Consider the following 26,148-nt stretch of genomic DNA (forward strand, 5'->3'; position numbering starts at 1 on the left):
GGGGATTTTTCTAGAAATACCTTATTTCCTATTAAGAAATTCATTTACTATAAACTTAAGAAACTAAAAACCTCAAAGATGAATTATCCTCCAAATTCAAATAAAAAAACAAGCGTTAGGGATTGCAGCGACATCCTTTTTGCTGCCAGCAGTTTTGCAGCAAAAAGATATAGCGAAAAGCTCGACCCGAAGTTCGACGGAGGGAAACGCCCATATCAAAGAATCCTAAATTTTCTTTCAGTTTGTATGTATTTACTTCCTCTTTTGGTTTTTGCCAGCCAAGAGGAAGTTTATTTAAAAGAATATTTTGACAACGGACAAGTTAAGTCGGAAGGTTGGAAAAAAGGAACGCAAAAAATTCGTTATTGGAAATATTATTATGCGGATGGAACTTTAAAAGAAGAAGGTCATTTTAAAAATGGTTTAAAAGAAAATTATTGGAAATCCTATTTTGAAAATGGAAGACTAAAAAATGAAGGTTCTTATTCTTATAATCAAAAAAATAATTACTGGAAATCCTATTTTCAGAATGGAAAATTAAAAGAAGAAGGAAGATATGTGCAAAATAAAAAAGATCTTTATTGGTTGTATTATTTTGAAAATGGTACGATTAAAGAACGAGGATTTTATAAAAATAATTTAAGAGAACAATTTTGGGTTTTCTTTCATCAAAATAAAACGAAAAAAGAAGAAGGTCATTATTTAAACGGCTTGAAAACAAAATGGTGGGTTTTTTACAATTCAGTTGGAGAAGTTCAAAAAAAGTGTCAATTTGTAGATGATAAATGTAGTGGCTACTGCTTGGTTTACGAAAATGAAAAATTAGTGAAAGCTGAGAAGTATGTTAACGACAAAAAGGTGAATGAATGGACAAGCTATAGTAGCTTCCGAAAAGAAAATAAATTATCCGATTTAAAATGACCAAAATTAAAGTAATAATTCCTGCCTATAATGAAGGGAATTCCATTGCAAATGTTGTGAATGACATTCCTGACATTGTGGAAGAAGTGATTGTTGTAAATAACAATTCTTCTGATACAACGGAAATTAATGCCAAAAAAGCAGGTGCAACTGTATTGAGAGAGAACAGAAAAGGATACGGTTACGCATGTTTAAAAGGAATGGAATACATAGAAAATCAGACAGATAAACCAGATATTATTGTATTTTTAGATGGCGATTATTCTGATTATCCAGAACAATTATTAGAATTGATTGAACCGATTGAAAAAAATGGAACCGATATGGTAATTGGTGCGAGAAGTGCAGCTTTCCGAGAAAAAGGTGCAATGACTCCACAGCAAGTTTTTGGAAATTGGTTGGCAACAACTTTAATGAAATGGATTTATGGAGCAAAGTTTACTGATTTAGGTCCATTTAGAGCGATTAAATATGATAAACTTATGGCTTTAAATATGCAAGACAAAACTTATGGTTGGACGGTTGAAATGCAGATTAAAGCTTTAAAACAAAAATTTACTTATTGTGAAATTCCAATGAAATACAGAAAAAGAATTGGAGTTTCAAAAGTTTCAGGGACTGTCAAAGGAACAATTATGGCAGGTTACAAGATAATTATGTTAATTTTTAAATACAGTATTCGATAGATGGAAGTTGTTGTTATTTTAATTTACAGTGTTTCTCTTTTTTTAATTTTTACGTATAGTTTAATGCAATTGAATTTGCTTTTTAATTATTTAAAATCAAAGAGAAAAAACGATTCAAGTCCTACATTTGATTTTAACAATCCAGATGAAATTCCTGTGGTTACTATTCAATTACCACTTTTTAATGAATTATATGTGGTAGAAAGACTTTTAGATAGAATTGCTACAATTGATTATCCAAAAGATAAGTTAGAAATCCAAGTTTTGGACGATTCTACAGATGAATCTGTTGAAATTACTGCAAAAAAAGTACATAAATTAAAAGAATTAGGATTTGATATTTCTCATATATGTCGTGTAGATCGAGTTGGTTTTAAAGCTGGAGCTTTAAAAGAAGGTTTGGAAATTGCAAAAGGTGATTATATTGCCATTTTTGATGCAGATTTCTTACCAGAAAAAGATTTTCTTTACCAAACAATTCCATTTTTTAAAGATGAAAATATTGGAGTTGTTCAAACTCGTTGGGGACATTTAAATAGAGATTATTCAACACTTACTAAAATTCAAGCTTTTGCTTTAGATGCACATTTTACTTTAGAACAAGTTGGAAGAAATATTGGTGGACATTTCATCAATTTTAATGGAACTGCTGGTGTTTGGAGAAAAGAATGTATTCTTGATGCAGGAAACTGGGAAGGAGATACTTTGACAGAGGATTTGGATTTAAGTTATAGAGCTCAGTTAAAAGGTTGGAAATTTAAATTCTTAGAAAATGTTGTTTCTCCAGCAGAATTGCCAATGGTAATTAGCGCAGCAAAATCGCAACAATTTAGATGGAATAAAGGTGGAGCAGAAAATTTCAAGAAAATGAAATGGCGAGTTTTAACATGTAAGAAAACGCCTTTAAAAACTAAAATTCACGGAATTCTACATTTATTAAATAGTTCAATGTTCGTGAATGTATTTATTGTAGGATTGTTAAGTATTCCAATGTTATATATCAAAAGCTCAAGTCCAGAATATAGAAATTATTTCTTGGCGACAAGTTTCTTTATTTTGAGTACAATTTTATTCTTTGTTTCTTATTGGTTTACTTTCAAAAAAGTAAATGGTGGCGGAATTAAAAACTTCTGTAAATACATCGCACATTTCTTTACATTTTTCTCTGTTGCAATTGGATTTTCATTTCATAATTCTATTGCAGTAATCGAAGGTCATCTAGGGAAAAAAAGTGCTTTTATTCGTACGCCAAAATTCAATGTAAATTCTATCAAAGATTCTTGGAAAGGAAATAAATATTTAACAAAGAAGTTATCACTTTCTGTAATTATCGAAGGACTTTTAATGTTGTATTTCTTATTCGGAATTTTCAGTGCATTTAAATTGATGGATTTCGGGTTACTTCCTTTCTATTTAATGTCTTTTTTAGGGTTCGGATTTGTATTTATTAATTCTTTACGAACAGCATCTTGAAAAACATATTAAAATTAAACAACCCCAGCATTTTTGCGATATTGTTTTCTTTAATCGCATATATTTCTCTGGCTTATTTTACAGTCAGAGAAGATTTTCCTCAAGTTATCGGATTATATTCTGTTGCTTTTTTAGGATTTTTAGTTTTGATGAAACAAAAACTAGATTTTAAAACTTTAGTATTGTTAGCAATTATTTTTCGATTGGTATTTTTACCTGTAATTCCGAATTTATCCAATGATTTTTATCGATTTATTTGGGATGGAAGAATGATTTACAACGGATGGAATCCTTATTTAATTTTACCTGAAAACAATCCAGATTTAATTGTAGAAGGTTCACAACTTTATGCAGGAATGGGAAGTATGAATGGAAGTCATTTCACTTGTTATCCACCTGTAAATCAATTTGCATTTTTTATTCCTTCTATATTTTTTTCAGAGAATTTATTAGGAAGTACAATTGTGATGCGAATTTTAATAATTCTTGCTGATCTTGGAACTTTATATTTTGGTAAAAAACTTTTAGAACATTTTAATCTTTCTCCAAAAAGTATTTTTCTATATATTTTAAATCCTTTTCTAATTATAGAAATGACAGGAAATTTACATTTTGAAGGTGTTATGCTGTTCCTTTTAGTTTGGTCTCTTTATTTATTATTCAAAAACAAATGGCAACTTTCTGCGGTGGTTTTCGCGTTGTCTGTTTCTGTAAAATTGATTCCACTTTTATTTTTACCACTATTTTTTAGAAAATTAAAATTCAAAAAAAGTTTCTTTTTCTATTGTATTGTTGGATTGACAAGTGTTGTACTTTTTCTTCCATTTGTTAGTACAGAATTGTATGATAATTTTATGAAAAGTATTCATTTGTATTTCCAGAATTTCGAATTTAACGCGAGTATTTATTATATCATTCGAGAAATTGGTTATCATCAAGTTGGATATAATATTATTCAAACTGTAGGGAAAATTACGCCTTTTATCATTCTTACCATTGTTCTTTTATTGACATTTATAAGAAAAAACGAAAAACACATTATTCTTTTTCAATCAATGGTAATTGCAGTCTGTAGTTACTATTTTATCGGATCTGTAATTCATCCTTGGTATATTGCAGTTCCACTAGTTTTAAGTGTTTTCACAAATTATAAATTTCCATTAGTTTGGAGTTTCTTGATTATGTTGAGTTACATTGCTTATTCCAATAATGTATATCAAGAAAATTATTGGCTAATCGGATTTGAATATACAATTGTTTATGGATTGTTTATTTATGAAGTGATTCTGAATAAGAAAATTACTTGGTTTTCTTTTGAAGAAGGAAATTCGAAGCTTAGTATCAAATAAAATTAGGTTTAAAAATAAATTAATAAGAAACAGCAGTTATTTAATTGCTGTTTTTTTATTTAAACTTTTTTAAATGTTTTTTTACTATTTGTAGAAACAAATCTTTTGTTTTAATTTTAAGTGAATGTATAAAAAATTATGATTGATAAAAACTATTATAATTTAAAAAACACTAAAAATCTTCTATAATTTGCTCTATTTATCTTTTCTATTAACCAAAGAAAGTCTTTCCATAATTGCAGTTCTTGTGTTGATTTTGGGAAATTATGGTTATATCTACGGTATCATTAAAAAGCAAATAAAACCTCATATTTTCACATGGATTATTTGGACAATCCAAACTTATATCGCAGCTGCTGGACAATGGAAAGGTGGAGCTTATTGGGGAGCTGTTCCAACTTTTATGAATGGAACATTGTGTCTTGTAATCGCAATTCTTTGTATTTCTAATGGTGAGAAAAAAATCACCAAATCAGATTGGTTTCTTTTCATTGGGTCGATCAGAGCAATTCCTGCTTGGATGCTAACAAAAACACCTTTTCTCTCAGAACTTATTGTAAGTGTTGTCAATTTAGTTGCATATATTCCTACGATGAGAAAATCTTGGAACAAACCTTTAGAAGAAGGATTAACCGTTTATACTTGGTCAAATGTAACCCAAATCTTATCTCTTTTTGCTTTAAGAAATTATACTTTGACAACAATTATGTATCCTATTTCTTGTATTATAGCAAATGGAACAACAACTGTTTATTTATTAATTCGAAGAAAAAAACTACACAATGTTTATTTTATTTCTGCAATGAATAAAGAGAAATCAACGATTGTTTCTTAATTTATTCTCAGAAAAATTACAATAAAATCTTCTCTTTTAAATAATATTCTTAAGCAAAATCATTAAAAAGCTTAAAAGAACAATTAATTATTCACTTTCACAAAAAAACACAAACCTATAAATATCAATAATTTATATTTTTCCTATTTTTTAAAAAGGTTCGAAATATGTTTTTGGAACCTTTTTTTCTCAAAAAAATTAATCGGAATCATAGTTTTGCATTTTTTAAATTTATTTTCCAAAAGGATTCCTAAAATTCTTAATTATCTTAGCTTAAACTTTAAAGTATTTTATGTTACAAACAATCCAAATTATAGCCATTCTTCAAGGTTTATTCTTATTATTAATTTTAATAAGACAAAAAAAAGAATTCAAACCTGTAAATTTTTGGCTTTTAATTGGACTTATAATTTCCATTATAGGTTATTCGATTGGCGATGATGATTACAATCTTTTTGTGAAAGATGCGCATTGGTTTTTCTTTTATGATTTGCTTTTTATCACTTTTTTCTTCTTGTTCATAAAATACCAATATTCCGATAAAAAAACCTTTGACAAAAAAGATCTTGTTTATTTTATACCTTATTTAATCTTTGCAATTTTTGAAATTTTTGAAAATATCTTTTTTGAAGAAAATGCAATTACTACAATTTTCCTTCGAATTCCAATAATGATTGCAATTTCCTATTATTTATTCAACACTATATATATAACGTATAAAAAAGCAGAGAAAAAATGGGTTTTATACTTTTTGATTCCTTATACTTTTATTTTTTTAGTTGAAAAAATCGCAGACATTGTTTACCAACAACATGATAGTATTCCTTTTATCGAAAGTTATGGAATCATCGGTTTATCTGTTCTTTTATTTTATATTATTATTTTTAATTTCATCACTCATCCTAAATCGATTTTACCAAAACCAAAAATGGAGAAATATAAAAGTTCTAACTTAAAAAAAGATACTATTGAATTACAAAAGCAACGAATTTTAGATCTTTTTGAAAAGGAAAAAATTTTTAAAAACAAGGAAATTAAAGTAAATGATGTTGCAAAACAATTGGGAATTTCTAGACAACAATTATCGGAAATTTTAAATCTTCATCTTGGTGGAAATTTTCAAGATCTTCTGAATAAATATCGTGTGGAAGAATTTATAAATGCTTTGCAAGATGAAAAATTTAAAAATTATACTTTATTAGGAATTGCTTTTGAAGTTGGATTTAGCTCAAAAACTTCTTTTTACACTTGTTTTAAGAAAGAAAAAGGAATGACTCCAAATGCTTTTAAAAAGAATCTAGAAAAAAAAGACGAAAATTTTCAATGATTTAATTAATACGTTTTTAAATAAGTTCGACATCTGTTTCTAGAACTTATTCAAATCGTTACACATGAAATTGGGTTTTAATTTTGTGGAAATTTTTTTGACAATTTTAAACCTCAAAGAATGCAATTTAATCATGAATTAATAATCGTAATCCCATGCTTTAACGAGGAAAATAGACTTCAAGTAGCAATATTTGAAAAATATTTATCTCTGGATTTAAGCAGATTTATTTGTTTTGTAAATGATGGATCTTCTGACAATACAAAAGAAGTTTTAGAATCTATAGAACAAAAATTTCCAAATCAAGTTGAAGTTTTAAACTTAAAAGAAAATAGAGGAAAAGCTTTTGCTGTAAGAGCAGGAATTTTACTTTGCTTAAAATGTTTTGAGTTTCGAAACATCGCTTATCTTGATGCAGATTTATCAACTTCCTTGGAAGAATGCTATGAAATTCATCAAAGATTAAATGAAAACTATTCTTTCGCTTTTGGCTCTCGAATTGCAAAATTAGACACTACAATTGACAGAAAATTTTATCGATTTTTTATTGGAAGAATAATTGCAACTCTTATTTCTTTACAACTTAAAGTCAAAGTTTATGACACACAATGTGGTTGTAAAGTTTTCTCTAAAGAAATTGCAGGCAATATTTTTCACGAAAAGTTTATCTCAAAATGGCTTTTTGATGTGGAAATTTTTCATCGATTAATTCATTCTTTCGGACAGGAAGAAGTAAAAAATAATTGCTTGGAAATTCCTCTAAAAAACTGGATCGACACAGATGATTCGAAAGTAAAATTCTCCTATTTCTTTAAACTTTGGTTTGATTTACTTCGAATTAAAAATAAATATAAAACGACGGGTAGAACCAATAAAAAAGCTCTAGAAAATGCGTTATCTTAAAACTAAAAATGCAATTCCACTTCTTGTATTAAGTATCCTTTTTCTTCGAGCTTTTTTAAATGCTGTGATTCCTTTTATGGATAAAACAGAAGCTCGTTATGCTGAAATTGCTAGGATAATGGCAGAAACAAATGAATGGATCATACCGCAAATAGATTATGGAGTTCCTTTTTGGGCAAAACCTCCACTTTCTACGTGGCTTTCTGCAATAAGTATTTCTTTATTTGGAGCTAGCGAATTCTTTGTTCGATTTCCGTCTTTATTAGTATCAATAATCATCATTTATTTGGTTGGCAAATATGCAAAAAGAGAAAATCTTTCCTTCTTTTTACCTGGATTGATTTTGCTGACAATCCCTGAATTTGTACTTCATACGGGTGTGGTTTCTACGGATGTCAGTCTTTCTTTTTGTATTATTCTAGTGATGTTATCTTTCTGGGAAACTCTTCGAGAGAATTCTAAAAAATACTGGAAATACTTGTTTTTTGTTGGATTAGGTTTTGGACTTTTAGCAAAAGGACCGATAGTTTTTATCCTGACTTTTCCTCCTCTTTTTCTTTGGACAATTCTCTTTAAAAAACACATAATCGTCTGGAAAAAATTCCCATGGATAATCGGAATATTCATCGTGGGGTTTGTCTCGATTCCGTGGTATATTTTAGCTGAAAAGGAATCAGAAGGTTTTATTAATTATTTTATTGTTGGTGAGCACTTCAAACGTTTTTTTGATGCATCTTGGAGTGGAGATAAGTATGGATTTCCTAAAATTCAACCTTTAGGAATTGTTTGGGTTTTCCTACTTCTCTTCACAATTCCTTGGTGTTTCTCTCTTCTTGATAAATTATGGAAACAAAAAAAACAATTAATAAAAAATCCTTGGATAAGTTTTCTTTTTTTATGGTTCATATGGACACCAATTTTCTTTACTGTTTCAAAAAGTCTAATTCATCCATATATTTTACCAGTAATGGTTCCATTTGCTTTATTAATTACACATTGGTGGAGCACTATAAAATTTAAAGAAACACAACTTATTATTGGATTTCTGATTCCATTTTTAGCGATTATCGTTTTCATTTATAGTAAATCGACAAATCAATTTGAATTCTACATTAAATCTGATAAATATTTATTGGAAAATAATTCTAAAGAAACTCCCCTTTTCTATTTAAATGATAAAACTTATTCCAGTCAATTTTATAGTCAAGGAAAAATTAAGCAAATCAGTTTTAAAGATGTTCAGAAAAAAATAAAAACAAAAGAATCTTTTCAAGCAATTATCGAACATAAAGATACTTTGAAATTAGAACCAAATCTATTTTCAAAATTAGAATTAAAATCAACTAACAAAAACAAAGGCTTTTATACCTTCAATCATAAATAATCATGAAAAAAACAATTTTATTTAGCATTTTAAGTGTTTTATTTTTTGCTTCCTGCAATGAAAAACCAAAACAAACAACAGCCGTTAAAGTTCAAGAACAAGTAAATGAAACTCCAAAAATCATAAATGGAGTTTATAAAGTAAATACTGAAAAATCGGTTTTAAATTGGGAAGCAAAACAAATCTCTGGTGGACATACTGGAATTTTCCCTGTGGCAAAAGGTTTATTAGAAGTAAATAATGAAAATGTAATCAAAGGAAGTTTTGAATTTGATATCAAGAAATTGGAAGTAACAGATATTCCAAAAGATGATCATGATTATGAGGAAATTTATAATCATTTGATAGATCCTGATTTTTTTGAAGCAGACAAATTTCCAAAAGCAAACTTTCATATTACAGATTTCTCAAATGGCATGATTACTGGAAAATTGGTGATGCGAGGAATTGAAAACGAAATTTCTTTTCCAGCAAAAATTAAAAAAGACAATGCGCAACTTATTTTAAAATCTGAAGAATTTTATATCGATAGAACTTTATGGAAAATTGGTCCAAAATCTGAAAAATTATTTAGTTTGACAGAATTAATGGATAGTACAATTAAGGATAAAGTAAAAATTCAGTTTCAAGTTTATTTGATTTAGAAAGCTCGTATTTTTGCTTTTTTTAAGTGAAAATTGAGCTTTCATTTTAAGTTTGATTTTTTGACACACTTTTTTAAGTGTGTTTTTTATTTTAAAAAATCTTCTAAAATTTCGAAAGTATGTTTTAGGAGAACTTCGGCTTAGGGATTGCAGCGACATCCTTTTGTGGAAGTATGGAACAAAAGATATAGCGGAAAGCCCGACCCCGCATGTTATGCGGGGAAAGCTCCCAATTATTTTTATAAATCAACTAAAAATTGTTCTGTTTTTTTTTATTTACGAATTGCTTTTTCCCAATTCCAAGCAGAAAGTAGGCAATCTTCCAAACTTAAATCTGCTTTCCAACCCAATTCTTTTTCAGCCAAAGTTGTATCTGCAAAAGCGGCAGTAATATCTCCTGCTCTTCTTTCGACAATTTTATACGCTAATTTTTGATTGGTTACTTTTTCAAAAGCTTTTACAATTTCTAAAACAGAATTTCCAGTTCCAGTTCCAATATTGAAAACTTCAAACTTTTCTTTATTGCTGCTTTTTATCAATCTTTCTAAAGCTTTAATATGTGCTTTTGCCAAATCAACCACATGAATATAATCACGAATTGCAGTTCCATCTTCTGTGTCATAATCATCACCAAAAACTGAAAGTTCTTCACGAATTCCAATCGCAGTTTGTGTGATATATGGAATCAAATTTTGTGGAACACCAATTGGTAATTCACCAATTTTTGCAGATGAATGAGCTCCAATTGGATTAAAATATCGCAATGCAATTCCATTTAAATCGGAAACAGATGTTGTTTCTTTAAGAACTTCTTCACCGATTTGTTTGGTATTTCCATAAGGAGATTCAGCAATTTTCATAGGAGCTTTTTCTGTTATTGGCAATTCATCTGCTTGACCATAAACTGTACAAGAAGAACTAAAAATAAAGTGATTTACATTATTTTCTGTCATCTCTTTCAGTACATAAACCAAAGTTGAAATATTATTTTCATAATATTTTAATGGTTCTTTTACACTTTCTCCTACAGCTTTAGAAGCAGCAAAATGAATTACACCATCAATTTTTTGTGATTTAAAAAACTGTTGAACATCTTCTTTATTTCTTAAATCAATTTGATGAAATTCTGGTTTTTTTCCTGTAATTTCTGCAATTCTATCTAAGACAAAAATTTGTGAATTTGACAGATTATCAATAATCACAACTTCATATCCAGATTCTTGCAATTCTACTACAGTATGAGAACCTATAAAACCTAACCCTCCTGTAACAAGAATTTTTTGCATTTATTTTGAATTGTTATTTACAAAATCGTTTATAGTTTTTGTAATAAATGCTAATTGCTCTTCATCTAATTCTGTGTGCATTGGAAGAGAAATTACAGTTTTCACTAATTCATTTGTTACTTTAAAATCATCTTCATTATATCTTTCATCAGCATATGCTTTTTGAGAATGAAGAGGAACTGGGTAATAAATTGCATTAGGAATTTTGTTTTCTAATAAATGTTGGTGTAAAGCATCTCTATCTACATTTTTCACTTTTAAAGTATATTGGTGGAAAACGTGTGTTGTGAAATCACTTACAACAGGAGTTTCGATGTTTTCATTTGATGCGAAAGCTTCATTATAATAAGTTGCAGCTTTTCTTCTCGCATCGCAATAACCATCTAATAAAGGAAGTTTAATTCTTAAAATTGCAGCTTGAATACTATCTAAACGTGAATTTACTCCAACTACATCATGGTAATATCTTTTATACATTCCATGATTTACAATTCCACGAATCGTATGTGCTAAATCATCATTATTTGTAAAAATTGCTCCACCGTCACCGTAACAACCTAAGTTTTTAGAAGGGAAGAAAGAAGTTGTACCAACATCTCCAATTGTACCAGCTTTTTTTGTTTCTCCATTAGAGAAAGTATAATTTGCACCAATTGCTTGCGCAGTATCTTCAATTACGAATAAATTATGTTCTTTCGCAACTTTTAAAATTTCTTCCATATTTGCACATTGTCCGAATAAATGAACAGGAACAATTGCTTTTGTTTTAGGAGTAATTGCTTTTTTTAATGCTTCAATATCCATGTTGAAAGTATCTTCTTCCACATCAATTAAAACAGGAGTTAAATTTAAAAGCCCAATAACTTCCACAGTTGCAGCGAAAGTAAAATCAACAGTAATTACTTCATCACCTGGTTTTAAGCCAAGTCCCATCATTGCAATTTGTAACGCATCCGTTCCATTTGCACAAGGAATTACGTGTTTTACATCTAAATAATCTTCTAAATCTTTTTGAAATTGGTGAACCTCTGGTCCATTTATATATGCTGACGATTCTACTACGTCAATAATTGCTTTATCTACTTGTGATTTAATATGTTCGTATTGACTTTTTAAGTCAACCATTTGAAGTTGTCTCATATCGTATTATCTTATGAATTTCACAAAAATACGAATAAATCAAATCTGTACAACGAATTATAAATACAATTCCATCTACAATTTTTTTTCTTTTTTTAGTGTAAAAAAAAGAGGCTGAAAAATTCAGCCTCAAATCTACTTACCCCTTTTATATAAGCAAACAAAAGTTTTTGGTATTTTTTAAAATTTCGATTGATTAATTTATAACATATACTAACTAGACTACTTTTTCCTTAAATTGTTACACCAAATATTTATTTTTTTATAATTCTTTTTTATGCACAAAAGTCACATTTTATCTACGCAAGAATATGCTCCGTTTTATGAAAGTTATTTTCAATTAAATCAAGAAAATAATATTATTCAGGCAATGTTAAACTCTGAAAAAGAGCTTATTTCGATGCTTCTTTCTATTTCAGAAGAAGATTTTAATTATGCTTATGAACAAGGAAAATGGACGATTAAAGAATTAATGCAACATATCATTGACAATGAAAGAGTTTTTGGATATCGAGCGATGCGATTTTCAAGAAATGATTTTACAGAATTGCCTGATTATAATGAAAAAGAAACCATTCCATATAGCAATGCAAACAATCGAACAAAAAAAGAAATTATCGATGAATTTATAGCTGTAAGAAAATCATCTATTGCTTTATTTTCTTCTTTTTCAAAAGAAATGCTATTAAAAAAAGGAATTGCAAGTAAAAATTATATTTCAGTTCGTGCTTTAGGATATTTAATTTCTGGACATCAAAGACATCATCAAAATATATTAAAAGAACGATATTTAGAATTGCTTTAGGTCTAAAATTTCACTTATTAAAAAAAAGCAATTATCTTTAAGGAAAACGATTTGGTATGCGCTTTTTCAAAAAATTATTTAAAGTACTTTCTGTATTAATTATCATCCTATTGATTTTAGGATTTTTCTTCAAAGAATATTTAAAACCTACATATAAAGGTCATTTAAGAATTGAAAATTTAAAAGATTCTACTTCTGTTTATTTTGATGATTATGGGATTCCACATATTTATGCAAAAAACGAAGAAGATGCTATGCGAGTTTTGGGTTATGTTCATGCACAAGATAGACTTTGGCAAATGGAATTAATGCGAAGAATTGGTCCGGGAAGACTTTCAGAAATTTTCGGGAAAGATATGTTAGAAGTAGATAAAATGTTTACTTCCATGGAAATTGCAGAAACTTCGAGATTTTGTGTGCAGCAATTGGATAAAAACAGTACGCATTATAAACTTTCTTTAGCATATTTGGATGGTGTAAATCAATTTTTAGAAGATGGAGCAACACCAATAGAATTCTATTTACTTGGTATTCAAAAAGAACGTTTTACTTTGGAAGATGTTTATAATATTTATGGATATATGGCTTTTAGTTTTGCTTTAGGTCAGAAAACAGATCCATTGATGACAGCAATTAAAGAAAAACTTGGAGAAGCTTATATCAAAGAATTACCTTTAGTTACACCAGAAGATTATACCAAAATTCCTGTTTTTGATAAAGAAAATATAAAAAATCAATTTTCGGAAAAAATCAATAAAATTCTAGATGAATCCGAAGTTCCTCTTTTTATGGGAAGCAATAGTTGGGTTTTATCTTCAGAAAAAACAAAAAATGGAAATGTTCTTTTTGCAAATGATCCACATATTAGTTATTCTCAGCCAGCAGTTTGGTATGAAGCTCATATAAATACGCCAAATTATGAAATGTATGGTTATTATTTAGCTTGTTCACCGTTTCCTTTATTGGCGCACAATCGTGAATATGCTTATGGTTTAACGATGTTTGAAAATGATGATTTAGATTTTTATGCTTTGGAGGATAATTCTAAAAATAAAAACGAATATCGTTCAGAAATGGGTTGGGAACGTTATAATTTAAAGAATAAAGAAATTAGAATTAAAGGAGGGGATGTTTGTATTCACACAGTAAAATATAGCAATTTAGGACCAATCATCAATGATGTTTTTGATGATGTAGAAATGAAAACACCTGTTGCCATGTGGTGGATGCATACACAATTTCCGGGAAAACTTCTAGAGGCTGTTTACAGTATGTCACATTCTAAAAATTTACATGATTTTAAAAGTGCAATGCATTTGATAAATGCTCCAGGACTGAATGTAATGTATGGAAATAATAAAGATTCTATCGCTTGGTTTGCTGTTGGAAAATTGTATAAAAATAATCAAGGAGTTAATCGTAAATTTATTTTAGATGGAACAACTTCACATGATTTACCTACAGAATATTTAGATCATGAAAGTAATCCATATGCAATAAATCCACCATGGAATTATGTTTTTTCCGCTAACAATCAGCCCGAAGCTGTAAATGGATTTTTATATCCAGGTTATTATGCACCGGATAATCGTGCAAAAAGAATTAAATATTTCTTGGATAAAGATGAAAAATGGGATACGAAAAATGCAGAAAAAATGATTGTAGATGTTACTTCTGCTGTAACACCAACAATTGTTGCAAATATTGCACAATCAATTGATACAACAGAATTTTCAAGAAATGAATTAAAAGCTTGGAATATTTTAAAAAATTGGAAAGGAGATAGTCCATTAAATAGTATCGCTTCTACAATCTATTATAAATTTGAATATAATTTCTTGAGAAACACCTATGAAGACGAGCTTGGAACACCACTTTTCAAGCAACTTTTAAGAACTTTTACAGTAAAAAAATCAATCATTCAATTGGCTGAAAAAGAGGAATCAATTTGGTGGGATAATGTTCGAACAGTGATGGTTGAAAATAAAGCAGAAGTTGTTAACAAATCTTTTAAAGAAACAATTGATTTTCTAGAAAATCAACTTGGTGATGATATTGCTAAATGGAAATGGAAAAAAGTACAAACAGTTGAATTTTCACACCCTTTAGGAAAAGTTGCCTTATTAAGACCATTTTTTAATGTTGGTCCATTTGAAGCTCCAGGTGCTAGAGAGGTTATTAATAACCAAGAAACAAAATATGATAGTACTGGAATTTATAAAGTTGTGGCAGGACCTTCGACAAGAAGAATTATCGATTTTAATGATGTAGAAAATGCTGTCAGTATTTCACCAACAGGACAATCAGGAAACCCTTTAAGCCCACATTATAAAGATCAATCAGAAATGTACATGAAAGGAAGTTTTAGAAAAATGTTAATTAACGAAAAAAAGATAAAATCTTATCCTAATAAGCTATTATTTTCATCAAAATAAAATTTAATTTGGATTTTTAGTTTTTTTTTATTATAATAAAATTAAGAAAAGGTTATATAATAAAGGGAATTGCTATGAAAAATCGAGAAATTAAAAATTTGGTTGTACTTGATAATTTACGGAAACACACATCTGTGAAAATACAATTTCTACATATATTTTTACAATATTTCCCCTCCAATAAACAATAGGGAAATGTCCTATTTTTTCGCTTTTATTTGAATGAATATTTTTTGGTTTTAATGTTTATAAAATGAAAATCTCACTTTTATAAGCCTAAATTCTTATACCCTAAAAATTCAGAATAAAAGTATTCTACCATAATTTATTAATAAAAGAATTTTAAAAGTTGCTTTCAAAAAGCGACATGAAATTCTATTGCCAAAAAAGAAAGATTAAATATGAATCTAACGCATATTTAATCAAAATGATACATGAAAAAGAAGTCTAATTTAAAATTAAATACTATGAGAAATTTAAAGAATACAATAACACTAGAAACTGCAATTCGTTGGGTAAAAAATTGGAGAAAAGGAACAATTATAAATCCTACTTTTATCAAATCAATCAGTATGGAAAGAATTAATTTTGATCAAGTTTTAGCGGAACCAAATGTTACAAGAGTAAAATCATATTTAGGTGTAAATGATCAAAATCAAATGGTTTTGTTAATAGTTGGTACAGATGATTTTGATAATGATTTATTTGCGAATGATCCTTCAAATCATCATATCTACGATTTTTCAAAAGTTTGTCCACCAAGATGTGCACCTAAGTTTAGTCCTTTAGATTAAAATCAGTAATAACTAATCTTAATTATATTTTATACTTTCCGTTGTTTAATTTTTAAATTATATTTATTTTAAAATTGAATAATTTATTACTAAGGTAATCAGATAAGTAAAAATTTGTAAAACTATATTCATGTTAATATTTTTGAAAAGTTTTTAATCTTTTTACATCATAATTATATTTACAAAAAAATAATACCTAAATCATTGGTTTTCACATATATTTTTTTATTTTTAGCCCTCGAAAAAGAAGTCTAATTTAAAAAATTAATTACTATGAGTAATCAAACAATTACCAATGCGATTACAATTGAAAAAGCTAAAGAATGGATTCAAAATTGGAGGCGAGGCACATGTAAATTTCAGCTAAATTCTATCATTTCAATTTCACATGATAGAGTAAATTTTGAACAAGTTCTATCAGAGCCAGGAGTCAAAAGAGTAAAATCTTATTTGGGTGTAAATGACTGTGGCGAAATGGTTTTGCTTATTGTTGGAGCAGACGAAAATGACAGAGATTTAATTGCTTTGGATTCTTCTAGACATCATGTATATGACATGAGTAGTCAAGAGCCGCCATTAAATTTAAGTAATGATTGTAGTCCTTTAAATTAATATTATTTTGCTGTATTTTATTCTTAGACGATTAGGAGATGCTATCTTGTTATATTACATTTTTTTAGTAATATATATTTTCAGAAATAAATTATATAGAGTAAAAACTCTATTTCCTTTTATATTATATATAATAGCAGGATTTTCTGTTGAATTAGTCATGAATATAATGCAGAAATTAGGGTACCGCAATGTATTTTTACAAAATTATATGATAGTACTCCAGTTTGGAATACTATCATATTATTTCCAAAATTTCTTAAAAAATAAAATCATAAAATACAGTGTTTTAACTGTAACTGGAGTAATTATTACGGGAATTATATATGCATATTTCCAAATAAGTGATACTTATCTCTTTAATTCTTTTAGGTTTTTCTCTACCTATCCTTTCATTATTTTTTATGCACTTTATATATGTTTTCTTTCCATTTCTAATAAGAAAATGAATGAATTAATTTATATAAACTCTGCAATACTTATCTATTTTTCATGTAGTTTAATTATTTTCTTCTCTTATAAAACTTTCATTGAATTAAATCAAAACGATTCTTTAATATTAATCTTAATGATAAATAATATTATTTATTTGTCTTTTTTAACTGCTGTTTTCTACAATTTTAGGCAATTAAGAGAATCTTATAAAGAAATACTAGAACCTAAACATCTTTTAGATAATTAGAATATATTAACGAAAATCATCCTACATATTTAATATTAATAAGACATATTTAATTAGAATAAATATTTTTATATTTACCTCCCAACCACATTCTACGGTAAATTATGATTACAAATGAAGCCCTTGAAGAGCACTTATTAACGATTATAATAGGTAGTATAATATTTATTTTATTACTTTCTACTTTAGTTGTTGTATTTTTCTTTCTTTCAAGGAAGAAGATTTTAAAAGAACAATTAGATAAGGAAAGAATTAAAGTAGAACATAAAACTAAAATTCTTCATGAAACTATCATAACACAAGAAAAGGAACGAAAGAGAATTGCAAAAGATTTACATGATGATGTAAGTTCCAGTTTGAATGCCGTAAAATTAATGCTTCAAACATATAACACAGATACAACCGGAAATTCGAAAGACAATATTGTTTCTGCAATTAATACTTTAAATCAAACTATTGACAGTTCGAGGAAAATTGCACATGGGTTATTACCTCCTGTTTTAGAAAAATTTGGTTTAAAAACCGCTTTAGAGCAAATGCAAGATGATTACAATAGAAGTGATCAAGTAGAAATAACTCAATTTATTCAATATGAGAATAAGCAATTAAATGCCACATATGAATTAAATATTTACAGAATTTTTCAAGAGCTTGTCAATAATTCTGTAAGACATGGAAAAGCAAATGATATTTTAATTAAAATCATAACCAATGATGATGATTCTATTAAAATGAGTTATCGAGATGATGGAAATGGATTTGATTTAGAAAAAGTTCAAAAAGCAAAAGGACTTGGGATGAGTAATATTGATAGTCGTGTGGAATTAATTAAAGGAGAAATCGAATATAAAACTGCTCCAGGAGAAGGTTTCCAAGCATTTATTACAGTATAAAAAAGAGGCAATTTGCCTCTTTTATTTTTTTAATCTGTGTATTACTATAATTGAAAAAAATAATGCTTTTTAATTCAGTAAATTTGGGGAATGAATTAATATTTATCTTAACACAAATTAAAATAGGTTAAAACAAAACAACGATTTTTCAAATTCAAAACCATTTGTTATTCAGTTGCAAATGTATATGATTTTTATAAAAAGGTTTATGATAATTATCAAATAAACGAATTTAAAAATCAATCTAATAAGTTACTTTTGAATTGTTAATCTTTCGTGTATTTGTTTAAAATATGGAAAAGCTTTTATCAACCTAGAACCAAACCAAGAAAACATTTCTCCATCCACAAAAATCGTTTTTCCATGGTGTGTAAATCTTCCTAATTCAAATGCATGTTCGTCTTTAAAAGGAAATGGTTCAGAAGATAACATTACTATTTTTGGGTCTCCTTCTAGTCTAATTTTCTTAATTTCAACTTCAGGATATCTTCCTTTTTCCTCATATATATTTTCAAACTTATTTAACTTCATCAATTCATTTATAAACGTATCCTGACCAGCAACCATCCAAGGTTTTGCCCAAATAAAATAAGCAGCTTTTCTGTTTGGCTGTGTTTTTATAAACTCTTTGAAATCATTTAAATGAAAATTAATTTTGGAGATAATTTTCGTTGCTTCAAAACGTCGATTTAATAATTCTCCTAAGTCTGAAATTAAATCTAAAGAATCTTGAATTGTTTTTACATCAGAAAAATAAACAGGAGCTATTTTTTCTAATTCTTCCAACATATCTTGTGCATTTTCTTCTTTATTACACAAAATAAAATCTGGATTTAAATCTTTAATTTTATCATAATGCACTTTTTTAGTTCCACCAACAATCTTTTTAGTCGATTTAAAATGCAATGGATGAACACAAAATTTTGTAATCCCTACAATCTGATCTTCTAATCCCAAATCATATAATAATTCTGTTTGTGAAGGAACTAAAGTTACGATTCGTTTTGGTGTATTTTCAATGTTCACCTCTCTTCCCATTTGGTCTTTAAAAGATTTCATGCTTTTTCAAAAATTAAAATTATGATGCGAATTTAAATAAAAAAAGAGCCTAAAAAGGCTCTTTAATGAAGTTTGTATTTTTTTTATTTAAAAGTTGCCACAAACGATGATTGGTAATTTACAAAGTCTTCTTGTGATTTAAATTCTTTGTATTTATCTGTAGCAAATAATTTTAAATATAATTCAATGTTTTGTGGAGTTTGGTATCCAGGAACTGGCGCAATTAAATTCGCATTTTCATCCAAATAAATCAATGTTGGATAAGCTCTAATTCCAAAAGCTTGACTTAATTGGTGCGAACTATTTCTAGAATTTTTTCTAGAAGCTTGATACCCTGGATTTGTAAAAGTTTTTCCTTTAAATTTTACAGTTTCATTTCCTTCTGCATTAAATTTAACAGCATAAAAATGTTTGTTCACATAAGCAACAACATCTGGGTTATGAAATGTATTTTTATCTAACATTTTACATGGACCACACCAAACAGTATAAGCATCCATGATAATCTTTCTTGGTTCTTTTTTTTGAGCTTCAACAGCTTCTTCTAAAGTCATCCAATTAATTTCTGCTTGTTGTGCAAAAGTAAAACCAGATAACATCATTACGAACATTAATAATATAGTTTTTTTCATCGTAAATATATTTTTGTTACTTAATTTGTCGTTTTTCAATAGCTTTTTTTACATCATTAAGATAGTACAAATAAAATAAAAACGCCTTAAATACACAATTTAAGACGTTTTTAAAGTAAATATATTTTCTTTTGGCTTATTTCACTCCATGCATTAATTTCTTAATTATAGGGTTTAATAATAAAATTATTAAACCTGCTACAACAGGAACTATTGTAAAGATTAAGAAGAATGTTGATAATGAATAAGCTTCTGTAATTTTTTCAATTTGAGAACCCAATACAGCTGCTAATTTGTTTCCGATTGCGATAGCTAAATACCACATCCCAAACATGAATGCTATCATTCTAGCTGGAACTAATTTAGATACATAGGACAGTCCTACAGGTGACAGACATAATTCTCCAAGTGTATGGAATAGATATGCTAAAATTAGCCATATCATACTTACTTTCATTCCTTCCTGTAAACCATGAGATCCGAATGCTAATAATCCAAATCCGATTGCCATAATTATTAATCCTAAAGCGTATTTTGTTGCAGCTGAAGGATTATATTTACTATCCCACCATTTTGAGAACATAGAAGCAAAAGCAATAATAAAGAATGAGTTTAAGATACTAAACCAAGATACAGTAATTTCAACTTCATTATCTTTAATTTGTGTAACTTTTGCATTTACAACTGCATGATCAACTCCTAATTCAGCAGCTCTATCATATGCAGCTTGTAATCTTTCTGCATCTAAGTATCCAAAGCTCGAATTATCTTTATCTTTTGTAATAATTTTTACATCTTGATGTAAAGTTAACTCAACAGGCTCAGCAATTGATGCTGTTTTTTCAATTACTTTATATTCTGGTTTTACTTCCATATCATGTGACATTGGAACTTCCGAATACATTAATTTCCCTTCATCATCTTTTTGGTGAATACCATCTTTCATTACTGGCATTTCAACAACTTTATAAGAAACATCATAAGAAGTTGTAGAGAAATCTCTATTTAACATCCATCCAACAATCGCCCAAACTCCAGCAAAACATATTGCTAAAACAATGTTTGATCCAGGAATTTTATTCCAAGTTCTTTTCGCTAATAATATTAAAACCCAAGTGATAATTCCTAATGGGATTAATGTTAATAATGCATTAATAATATTATAAATTAAAGCCGCATTCCCAGTTAAACTTCTGTTTACAGAATCTCTTGCAAATAATACTAATGAAGTAGCTCCTTGCTCGAAAGACATCCAGAAAAATACGGTGAAAAATGCAAAAATAATTACAGCAATCATTCTATCACGAACAATTCTTGTATAACGTGCAATACGAGTAATAACAAGGAATAAGAATAGTACTAATCCAAATAATGCCATTATATATTGTCCACTAATTCCTCCTATTTCAAATGGGAATAAATCAATATTTCCAATTTTAGAAAGTGGATCATTAATTGCGTATCCTAAACCAATTACCGAAGTAATGATAATTAATATTTTATCAACTAAAGTAAATGGATTTAATTTATCTCCGTTTTCATCAACTTGAGGAGCAGCTTTAGATTTAGTTTCAACTGTCTCGTCTTTTTTAACTTTTGAAGGAACATCTCCAATTTTACCGAATAAAGGTTTTGCTAACCAGAATTGTAAAGTACCTAATAACATAAATACTCCAGCAAGTCCGAATCCCCAGCTCCATCCTACTTTCTCAGCTAAGTAACCACAAAGTAACATTCCGAAAAATGCTCCAGCGTTTACTCCCATATAGAAAATTGTGAAGGCACCATCTTTCTTTTCTGGTAAATCTTTATACATTTCAGAAATAATAGATGTCATATTTGGTTTAAAGAAACCTGTACCAATTACAAGTAATGCTAAACCAACATACAACCAGAATTCTGTTTCAATTGCCATTGCTGCGTGACCAAGAGTCATAATTATCGCTCCAATTACAACTGCCCATCTATATCCAGTAAATTTATCTGCAATAACCCCTCCAACAATTGGTGTTAAATAAAGAAGCATTGCATAAGTTCCAAACAATGCTCCTGCATTTTCAGCCGTCCATTCCCATCCAGGGTTATAACCTACCAATGCCATTGTTAAGAAGTTAATTAATAATACTCTCATTCCGTAGAAAGAGAAACGTTCCCACATTTCTGTGAAGAACAGAACGAATAAACCAGCTGGGTGGCCTAATACGTTTGAATCAAAAAAATTAGGTTTCTTAATACTATCCATGTTCGTTTCGTATATTTCTATATTTTAATGTGCTATTTCTTTCTCGTGATCTTCTGCTCCGTGTGTTAATCTTTTTAATGGTTTAATTAATAAAACAACTAATAAACCAAAAATAACGGTAAACCCTGTAATTCCAGCGAAAATTGCGTACTCTCCCAATTCAGAAGCGCTCTCTCCTAAAAGTCCGGCTACTTTATTTCCTAATCCTGTAGAAGCAAAATAAACTCCCATCATTAATGAAACATATTTTACAGGTGCTAATTTTGTAATAAATGATAATGCAACTGGTGAAGCACAAAGCTCTCCAATTGTATGTAATAAATAAGCGAATACTAACCAATACATATCTGAAGCTCCTAAAGCTTCATAATCTCTTACAGCAAAAATCATAAAAACAAATCCAAGTCCCATAATAATAGTACCTATACCCATTTTGAATAAAGAAGAAGCTTCTTTATGTTTTAGTCTTCTTTTTGCCCAATAATTAGCTACTAATGTTGCAAAAATAATAATAAAAGCTGCATTTAATCCTTGAAAAACTGCCGTTGGAATTTCAAATAATCCAAAGAAATTACGGTCTGTTTTTTCTTCTGTATAAATACTCATTAATCCTCCAGCTTGCTCAAAAGCTCCCCAGAAAACAATTACAATTAAGAAGGAAAGTAATAAAACAAGAAATCTATCTTTCATTACTTTTGTAGTTAATTCTTTATAAATCATCATTAACATTCCAGCAATTAAACCAATAAAAATAAATAATGCTGTAAATGCCCAACTATCATTTCCTTCATATGTAAATCCTGCATAAATTCCGTATGCACAGATTAAAGCAACAATTCCTAATTGTAGTGGAGATCTTAATAAATCAGCAAAAATCTGACCAATTGAAGATTCTTCTCCTTTATCTGAAGCTTTGATTTCAGAAGGTTTATTTCCTACATGGATTAAATATTTTTGACCAAATATATAAACTAATAAACCTAATAACATTCCAATTCCTGCTAATCCAAATCCTGCATGCCATCCATAAACAGCAGCAGTAACACCAACAGTTGTTGTTGCTAATAAAGAACCTAAATTAATTCCAATATAAAAAATACTAAATCCTTTATCTCTTCTGATATCTCCTTTTTTATAAAGTCCTCCAACCATTGTTGAAATATTAGGCTTTAATAAACCTACTCCAAGAATAACTAATCCTAAACCAGTATAAAATGCCCAATCTTGTTCAATTGCTAAAACTCCATGTCCTGCAACTAGAATCCATGCTCCAACTAGAACTGATTTCTTTTGTCCAAGCCATTTATCAGCGATTAATCCTCCTGGAATTGAAACTAAATAAACCAACATCGTATACCAACCATATAATGCTAAAGCTTCTCCTGAAGTCCATCCTAAACCTGGATTCTCTCCCATAGTTTCTGCAACCATGTATAAAGTTAATAAAGCTCGCATTCCATAGTATGAAAAACGCTCCCACATCTCTGTGAAGAATAAAATATATAATCCTATTGGATGCCCAAACAGCTCTCTTTCATGAGGTTTATTGATGGCGGTACTCGACATATTTCTATAATGTTTTTTAATTAATATTTCATTTAATAACAAATAAAGTGACTTCAACTGTTTAGTTCAAATCACTTTACTTTTTCATGCTTCTATAAATTTTGGCGAACAAAATTAGTCATTTTTTTATAAAGGTGTAATCGTGTATTTTTCCCTCTATAAATTCCGTGTGTTCTATCTGGATAAATCTCTGAATCATAAGGAACATCTGCTTCGATCATTGCATTAATCATACGCATAGTATTTTGCACATGTACATTATCATCTCCACTTCCATGAATTAATAGATACTTTCCTTTCATTTGATTCACAAAGTTAATTGGCGAATTATCGTCATATCCACTTGGGTTTTCTTGTGGAGTTCTCATGTATCTCTCTGTATAAATACTGTCGTAAAAACGCCAAGAAGTTACAGGAGCAACTGCAATTGCCATTTTAAAAACATCATTTCCTTTTAATAAACAGTTTGAAGACATAAATCCTCCAAAACTCCAACCCCAAATTCCGATTCTATTTTCATCAATAAAATCTTCTTTAGCAAAAATCTTTGCAGAAGCAATTTGATCAATCACTTCATATTTTCCTAATTCTTTATAAGTAACTTTCTTGAAATCTCTTCCTTTATATCCTGTTCCTCTTGGATCTACACAAGCAACAATATAACCTTCTGAAGCTAACATATAATACCAAAAATCATTAGAACTATTCCATCTATTAGCAACTTGTTGCGAACCTGGTCCAGAATATTGGAACATTAATAAAGGATATTTTTTATTTGGATCAAAATTCTTTGGCTTAATCATCCAAGCATTCAATGTTGTTTCACCTGTTTGTACTGTGAAGAATTCTTTTGTTCCAATATTATAATTTGCTAATTTCTTAGCTAAATTTTTATTGTCTTTTACGTGCTTTAATTTTTTTCCTTTCGCATTGTATAAATCAAATTCTAAAGGTGTTGTAGCATCTGAGAAATTATTGATAAAATAGTTTAAATTCTTACTGAAAGAAGCATTATTTGTTCCTATTTTTTCACTTAATTTCGTCTTTGATTTTCCATTTAATTTAATGTTATAAACAGTTCTATTAATTGAACCATCTTCTACAGATTGGTAATAAATTCTTTTTAATTTTTCATTATATCCGTAGTATTTTGTCACATCCCAATTTCCAGAAGTTATCTGCTTTTTTAACTTCCCATCTTTTGCATAATGATAAATATGATTGTATCCACTTCTATCACTTGTCCAAACAAAAGATCCATCTTTTAAAAACTCAAAATTTAAATCTGTTACTTCAATATAAGCTTTATCAGTTTCATGTAAAACTGGCTTAGCATCAAATGTTGCAGCATCAATAAAAAATAAGTTTAAATCATTTTGATGACGATTTAAAGTGATTGCAGTTAATTTATTTGCATCATTTGACCATTTTAATCTTGGAATATATTCGTAATCTCCTAATGAGATTTTTGTAGTTTCTTTTTTCCCTAAATTATAAATATGAAGTGAAACAACTGAATTGTTTTCTCCAGCTTTTGGATATTTAAAAACTTGTTGTGTTGGATATAATTTATTTCCATAAATATCCATTGAAAACTCTGGAACATCTGTTTCATCAAAACGGATAAAAGCAATATTTTTACTATCTGCACTCCAGTCAAAAGCTCTTACAAAAGCAAATTCTTCTTCGTAAACCCAGTCAGTAATTCCATTAATGATTTTATTTTTCTTTCCGTCTGTGGTAACTTGTGTTGTTTTTCCTGTTGTAAAATCTTTAATGAAGATGTTGTTATCTTTTACATAAGCAACTTTTTTGCTATCAGGAGAAAAAGTTGGTTCTTGGATTTTTGCTTCGTCAACTAATTCTAATTTTTGTGAATTAATATCATAAACATAAAAATAAGCCAGAGTAGAATGTCTATAAATCGGCTCTGATTCTGTTCCAAGAATTAATTTTGTTTCATCATTGTTAAATTCATAGCTATCAAAATAATTTAGTTGTTGTAAATCGTTTGAATTTACAATTGTTTCAACCTTTTCTAGCGTTTTATATGAATATTTATCAACGGATGTACTTCTTGTTGCTCTGTCAAAGTTTAGCAACGTATAAAAGTCTCCGTTCATTGAGTTTAAAGAGTTTAGATAGTCTTGTCTAAATTCTCCTCCCCAAATTTCTTCTAAAGTTATATCTTTTTTTTGTGCTGTAGCTACTGTGGAAATAGCTAGAATAAACAAAAATAGTTTCTTCATCTTATGTTTTTTAAAAAAAATAATGCCAAGTTTAAGAAATTTTAATGGTTTTTTAGCATTAAAAATCGAAAAATTTGTGCAAGAAACTATTTTTGAATGTTATTTTTTATCAGCGAATTAATTCATATATCTAATTCGAATTATAATATTTATTAATTTTATTCAAATTGTATTATTTTTTGGCTTTTTAGTTTAAAATTTTTCAATAAAAAGCTAGAAATATTAAATGAA

The 26,148-nt window shown here is 28.4% G+C and carries 21 protein-coding genes; 14 read left to right on the plus strand and 7 right to left on the minus strand.

All coding sequences use genetic code 11. The annotated features are described in order from the left end of the window. Positions 1-78: 78 nt before the first annotated feature. The 9 genes from I1A51_RS02330 to I1A51_RS02370 all read left to right on the plus strand — a co-directional run bounded on the left by I1A51_RS02330 (position 79) and on the right by I1A51_RS02370 (position 9,522). The gene (locus I1A51_RS02330; RefSeq protein WP_196890766.1) at positions 79-921 is read left to right on the plus strand and encodes a toxin-antitoxin system YwqK family antitoxin; all 843 of its coding nucleotides are present in this window, start codon (positions 79-81) and stop codon (positions 919-921) included. Next, on the plus strand, positions 918-1,607 hold the full coding sequence (locus tag I1A51_RS02335; RefSeq protein WP_196890768.1) for a glycosyltransferase family 2 protein: 690 nt from the start codon (positions 918-920) through the stop codon (positions 1,605-1,607). The genes I1A51_RS02330 and I1A51_RS02335 overlap by 4 nt, the downstream gene beginning before the upstream one ends. Beyond that, entirely contained in the window at positions 1,608-3,080 is a 1,473-nt protein-coding gene (locus tag I1A51_RS02340) for a cellulose synthase family protein (RefSeq protein WP_196890770.1), read from the plus strand. It begins immediately after the preceding gene. Then, on the plus strand, positions 3,077-4,429 hold the full coding sequence (locus I1A51_RS02345) for a glycosyltransferase 87 family protein (RefSeq protein WP_196890772.1): 1,353 nt from the start codon (positions 3,077-3,079) through the stop codon (positions 4,427-4,429). The genes I1A51_RS02340 and I1A51_RS02345 overlap by 4 nt, the downstream gene beginning before the upstream one ends. A gap of 190 nt (positions 4,430-4,619) precedes the next feature. Beyond that, on the plus strand, positions 4,620-5,264 hold the full coding sequence (locus I1A51_RS02350; protein ID WP_196890773.1) for a hypothetical protein: 645 nt from the start codon (positions 4,620-4,622) through the stop codon (positions 5,262-5,264). 292 nt (positions 5,265-5,556) lie between these two features. Further along, entirely contained in the window at positions 5,557-6,591 is a 1,035-nt protein-coding gene (locus I1A51_RS02355) for a helix-turn-helix domain-containing protein (protein ID WP_196890775.1), read from the plus strand. Between the two features lie 120 nt (positions 6,592-6,711). Further along, positions 6,712-7,494, plus strand: coding sequence for a glycosyltransferase (locus I1A51_RS02360; protein WP_196890777.1), 783 nt, complete (start codon positions 6,712-6,714; stop codon positions 7,492-7,494). Continuing rightward, positions 7,481-8,878: an ArnT family glycosyltransferase gene (locus tag I1A51_RS02365; RefSeq protein ID WP_196890779.1), complete on the plus strand. Its 1,398-nt coding sequence runs from the start codon at positions 7,481-7,483 to the stop codon at positions 8,876-8,878. Before I1A51_RS02360 ends, I1A51_RS02365 begins: the two co-directional genes overlap by 14 nt. A gap of 2 nt (positions 8,879-8,880) precedes the next feature. Beyond that, on the plus strand, positions 8,881-9,522 hold the full coding sequence (locus tag I1A51_RS02370; protein WP_196890781.1) for a YceI family protein: 642 nt from the start codon (positions 8,881-8,883) through the stop codon (positions 9,520-9,522). Positions 9,523-9,794: 272 nt separating this feature from the next. Here the strand turns inward: I1A51_RS02370 and galE are convergent, their stop codons facing one another. Then, positions 9,795-10,808 carry a UDP-glucose 4-epimerase GalE gene (galE, locus tag I1A51_RS02375; protein ID WP_196890783.1) on the minus strand — a complete coding sequence of 338 codons (1,014 nt, stop codon included), beginning with the start codon at positions 10,806-10,808 and terminating at the stop codon, positions 9,795-9,797. Beyond that, positions 10,809-11,948 (minus strand): DegT/DnrJ/EryC1/StrS family aminotransferase, encoded by a 1,140-nt coding sequence (locus I1A51_RS02380; RefSeq protein WP_196890784.1) that lies wholly within the window; start codon positions 11,946-11,948, stop codon positions 10,809-10,811. It abuts the gene before it with no gap. A gap of 277 nt (positions 11,949-12,225) precedes the next feature. Between I1A51_RS02380 and I1A51_RS02385 the strand changes: the two genes are divergently transcribed. The 5 genes from I1A51_RS02385 (at position 12,226) to I1A51_RS02405 (ending at position 18,169) form a co-directional block, all read left to right on the plus strand. Beyond that, entirely contained in the window at positions 12,226-12,753 is a 528-nt protein-coding gene (locus tag I1A51_RS02385) for a DinB family protein (protein ID WP_231373942.1), read from the plus strand. 56 nt (positions 12,754-12,809) lie between these two features. After that, entirely contained in the window at positions 12,810-15,188 is a 2,379-nt protein-coding gene (locus I1A51_RS02390) for a penicillin acylase family protein (protein WP_196890786.1), read from the plus strand. A 467-nt stretch (positions 15,189-15,655) separates the two neighbouring features. Further along, on the plus strand, positions 15,656-15,982 hold the full coding sequence (locus tag I1A51_RS02395; protein ID WP_196890788.1) for a hypothetical protein: 327 nt from the start codon (positions 15,656-15,658) through the stop codon (positions 15,980-15,982). Positions 15,983-16,255: 273 nt separating this feature from the next. Continuing rightward, complete coding sequence (locus I1A51_RS02400; protein ID WP_196890790.1) at positions 16,256-16,594, plus strand: hypothetical protein; 339 nt, start codon at positions 16,256-16,258, stop codon at positions 16,592-16,594. A 786-nt stretch (positions 16,595-17,380) separates the two neighbouring features. Further along, a complete protein-coding gene (locus I1A51_RS02405) occupies positions 17,381-18,169 on the plus strand; it encodes a sensor histidine kinase (RefSeq protein ID WP_196890792.1) in 789 nt (262 codons plus the stop codon). 252 nt (positions 18,170-18,421) lie between these two features. On the opposite strand, the gene I1A51_RS02410 is transcribed toward I1A51_RS02405, so the two are convergent. The 5 genes from I1A51_RS02410 to I1A51_RS02430 all read right to left on the minus strand — a co-directional run bounded on the left by I1A51_RS02410 (position 18,422) and on the right by I1A51_RS02430 (position 25,917). Continuing rightward, positions 18,422-19,228: an ABC transporter substrate-binding protein gene (locus I1A51_RS02410; RefSeq protein ID WP_196890794.1), complete on the minus strand. Its 807-nt coding sequence runs from the start codon at positions 19,226-19,228 to the stop codon at positions 18,422-18,424. A gap of 83 nt (positions 19,229-19,311) precedes the next feature. Beyond that, positions 19,312-19,860 carry a thioredoxin family protein gene (locus tag I1A51_RS02415; protein ID WP_196890795.1) on the minus strand — a complete coding sequence of 183 codons (549 nt, stop codon included), beginning with the start codon at positions 19,858-19,860 and terminating at the stop codon, positions 19,312-19,314. 136 nt (positions 19,861-19,996) lie between these two features. Next, positions 19,997-22,102: a peptide MFS transporter gene (locus tag I1A51_RS02420; RefSeq protein ID WP_196890797.1), complete on the minus strand. Its 2,106-nt coding sequence runs from the start codon at positions 22,100-22,102 to the stop codon at positions 19,997-19,999. A 24-nt stretch (positions 22,103-22,126) separates the two neighbouring features. Next, positions 22,127-23,668, minus strand: a complete 1,542-nt coding sequence (locus I1A51_RS02425; protein WP_196890799.1) for a peptide MFS transporter — start codon at positions 23,666-23,668, stop codon at positions 22,127-22,129. Between the two features lie 92 nt (positions 23,669-23,760). Next, the gene (locus I1A51_RS02430) at positions 23,761-25,917 is read right to left on the minus strand and encodes a S9 family peptidase (protein ID WP_196890801.1); all 2,157 of its coding nucleotides are present in this window, start codon (positions 25,915-25,917) and stop codon (positions 23,761-23,763) included. Positions 25,918-26,148 lie beyond the last annotated feature (231 nt).

The sequence above is a fragment of the Aureivirga marina genome (assembly GCF_015767265.1).
Lineage (GTDB): Bacteria > Bacteroidota > Bacteroidia > Flavobacteriales > Flavobacteriaceae > Aureivirga > Aureivirga marina.

Excerpts from the sequence above, each read along its gene's own strand:
- I1A51_RS02330 (WP_196890766.1), top strand. The coding sequence starts at position 79 with ATGAATTATCCTCCAAATTCAAATAAAAAAACAAGCGTTAGGGATTGC.
- I1A51_RS02335 (WP_196890768.1), top strand. The coding sequence starts at position 918 with ATGACCAAAATTAAAGTAATAATTCCTGCCTATAATGAAGGGAATTCC.
- I1A51_RS02340 (WP_196890770.1), top strand. The coding sequence starts at position 1,608 with ATGGAAGTTGTTGTTATTTTAATTTACAGTGTTTCTCTTTTTTTAATT.
- I1A51_RS02355 (WP_196890775.1), top strand. The coding sequence starts at position 5,557 with ATGTTACAAACAATCCAAATTATAGCCATTCTTCAAGGTTTATTCTTA.
- I1A51_RS02360 (WP_196890777.1), top strand. The coding sequence starts at position 6,712 with ATGCAATTTAATCATGAATTAATAATCGTAATCCCATGCTTTAACGAG.
- I1A51_RS02365 (WP_196890779.1), top strand. The coding sequence starts at position 7,481 with ATGCGTTATCTTAAAACTAAAAATGCAATTCCACTTCTTGTATTAAGT.
- I1A51_RS02370 (WP_196890781.1), top strand. The coding sequence starts at position 8,881 with ATGAAAAAAACAATTTTATTTAGCATTTTAAGTGTTTTATTTTTTGCT.
- galE (WP_196890783.1), bottom strand. The coding sequence starts at position 10,808 with ATGCAAAAAATTCTTGTTACAGGAGGGTTAGGTTTTATAGGTTCTCAT.
- I1A51_RS02380 (WP_196890784.1), bottom strand. The coding sequence starts at position 11,948 with ATGAGACAACTTCAAATGGTTGACTTAAAAAGTCAATACGAACATATT.
- I1A51_RS02385 (WP_231373942.1), top strand. The coding sequence starts at position 12,226 with ATGCACAAAAGTCACATTTTATCTACGCAAGAATATGCTCCGTTTTAT.
- I1A51_RS02390 (WP_196890786.1), top strand. The coding sequence starts at position 12,810 with ATGCGCTTTTTCAAAAAATTATTTAAAGTACTTTCTGTATTAATTATC.
- I1A51_RS02395 (WP_196890788.1), top strand. The coding sequence starts at position 15,656 with ATGAGAAATTTAAAGAATACAATAACACTAGAAACTGCAATTCGTTGG.
- I1A51_RS02400 (WP_196890790.1), top strand. The coding sequence starts at position 16,256 with ATGAGTAATCAAACAATTACCAATGCGATTACAATTGAAAAAGCTAAA.
- I1A51_RS02405 (WP_196890792.1), top strand. The coding sequence starts at position 17,381 with ATGATTACAAATGAAGCCCTTGAAGAGCACTTATTAACGATTATAATA.
- I1A51_RS02410 (WP_196890794.1), bottom strand. The coding sequence starts at position 19,228 with ATGAAATCTTTTAAAGACCAAATGGGAAGAGAGGTGAACATTGAAAAT.
- I1A51_RS02415 (WP_196890795.1), bottom strand. The coding sequence starts at position 19,860 with ATGAAAAAAACTATATTATTAATGTTCGTAATGATGTTATCTGGTTTT.
- I1A51_RS02420 (WP_196890797.1), bottom strand. The coding sequence starts at position 22,102 with ATGGATAGTATTAAGAAACCTAATTTTTTTGATTCAAACGTATTAGGC.
- I1A51_RS02425 (WP_196890799.1), bottom strand. The coding sequence starts at position 23,668 with ATGTCGAGTACCGCCATCAATAAACCTCATGAAAGAGAGCTGTTTGGG.
- I1A51_RS02430 (WP_196890801.1), bottom strand. The coding sequence starts at position 25,917 with ATGAAGAAACTATTTTTGTTTATTCTAGCTATTTCCACAGTAGCTACA.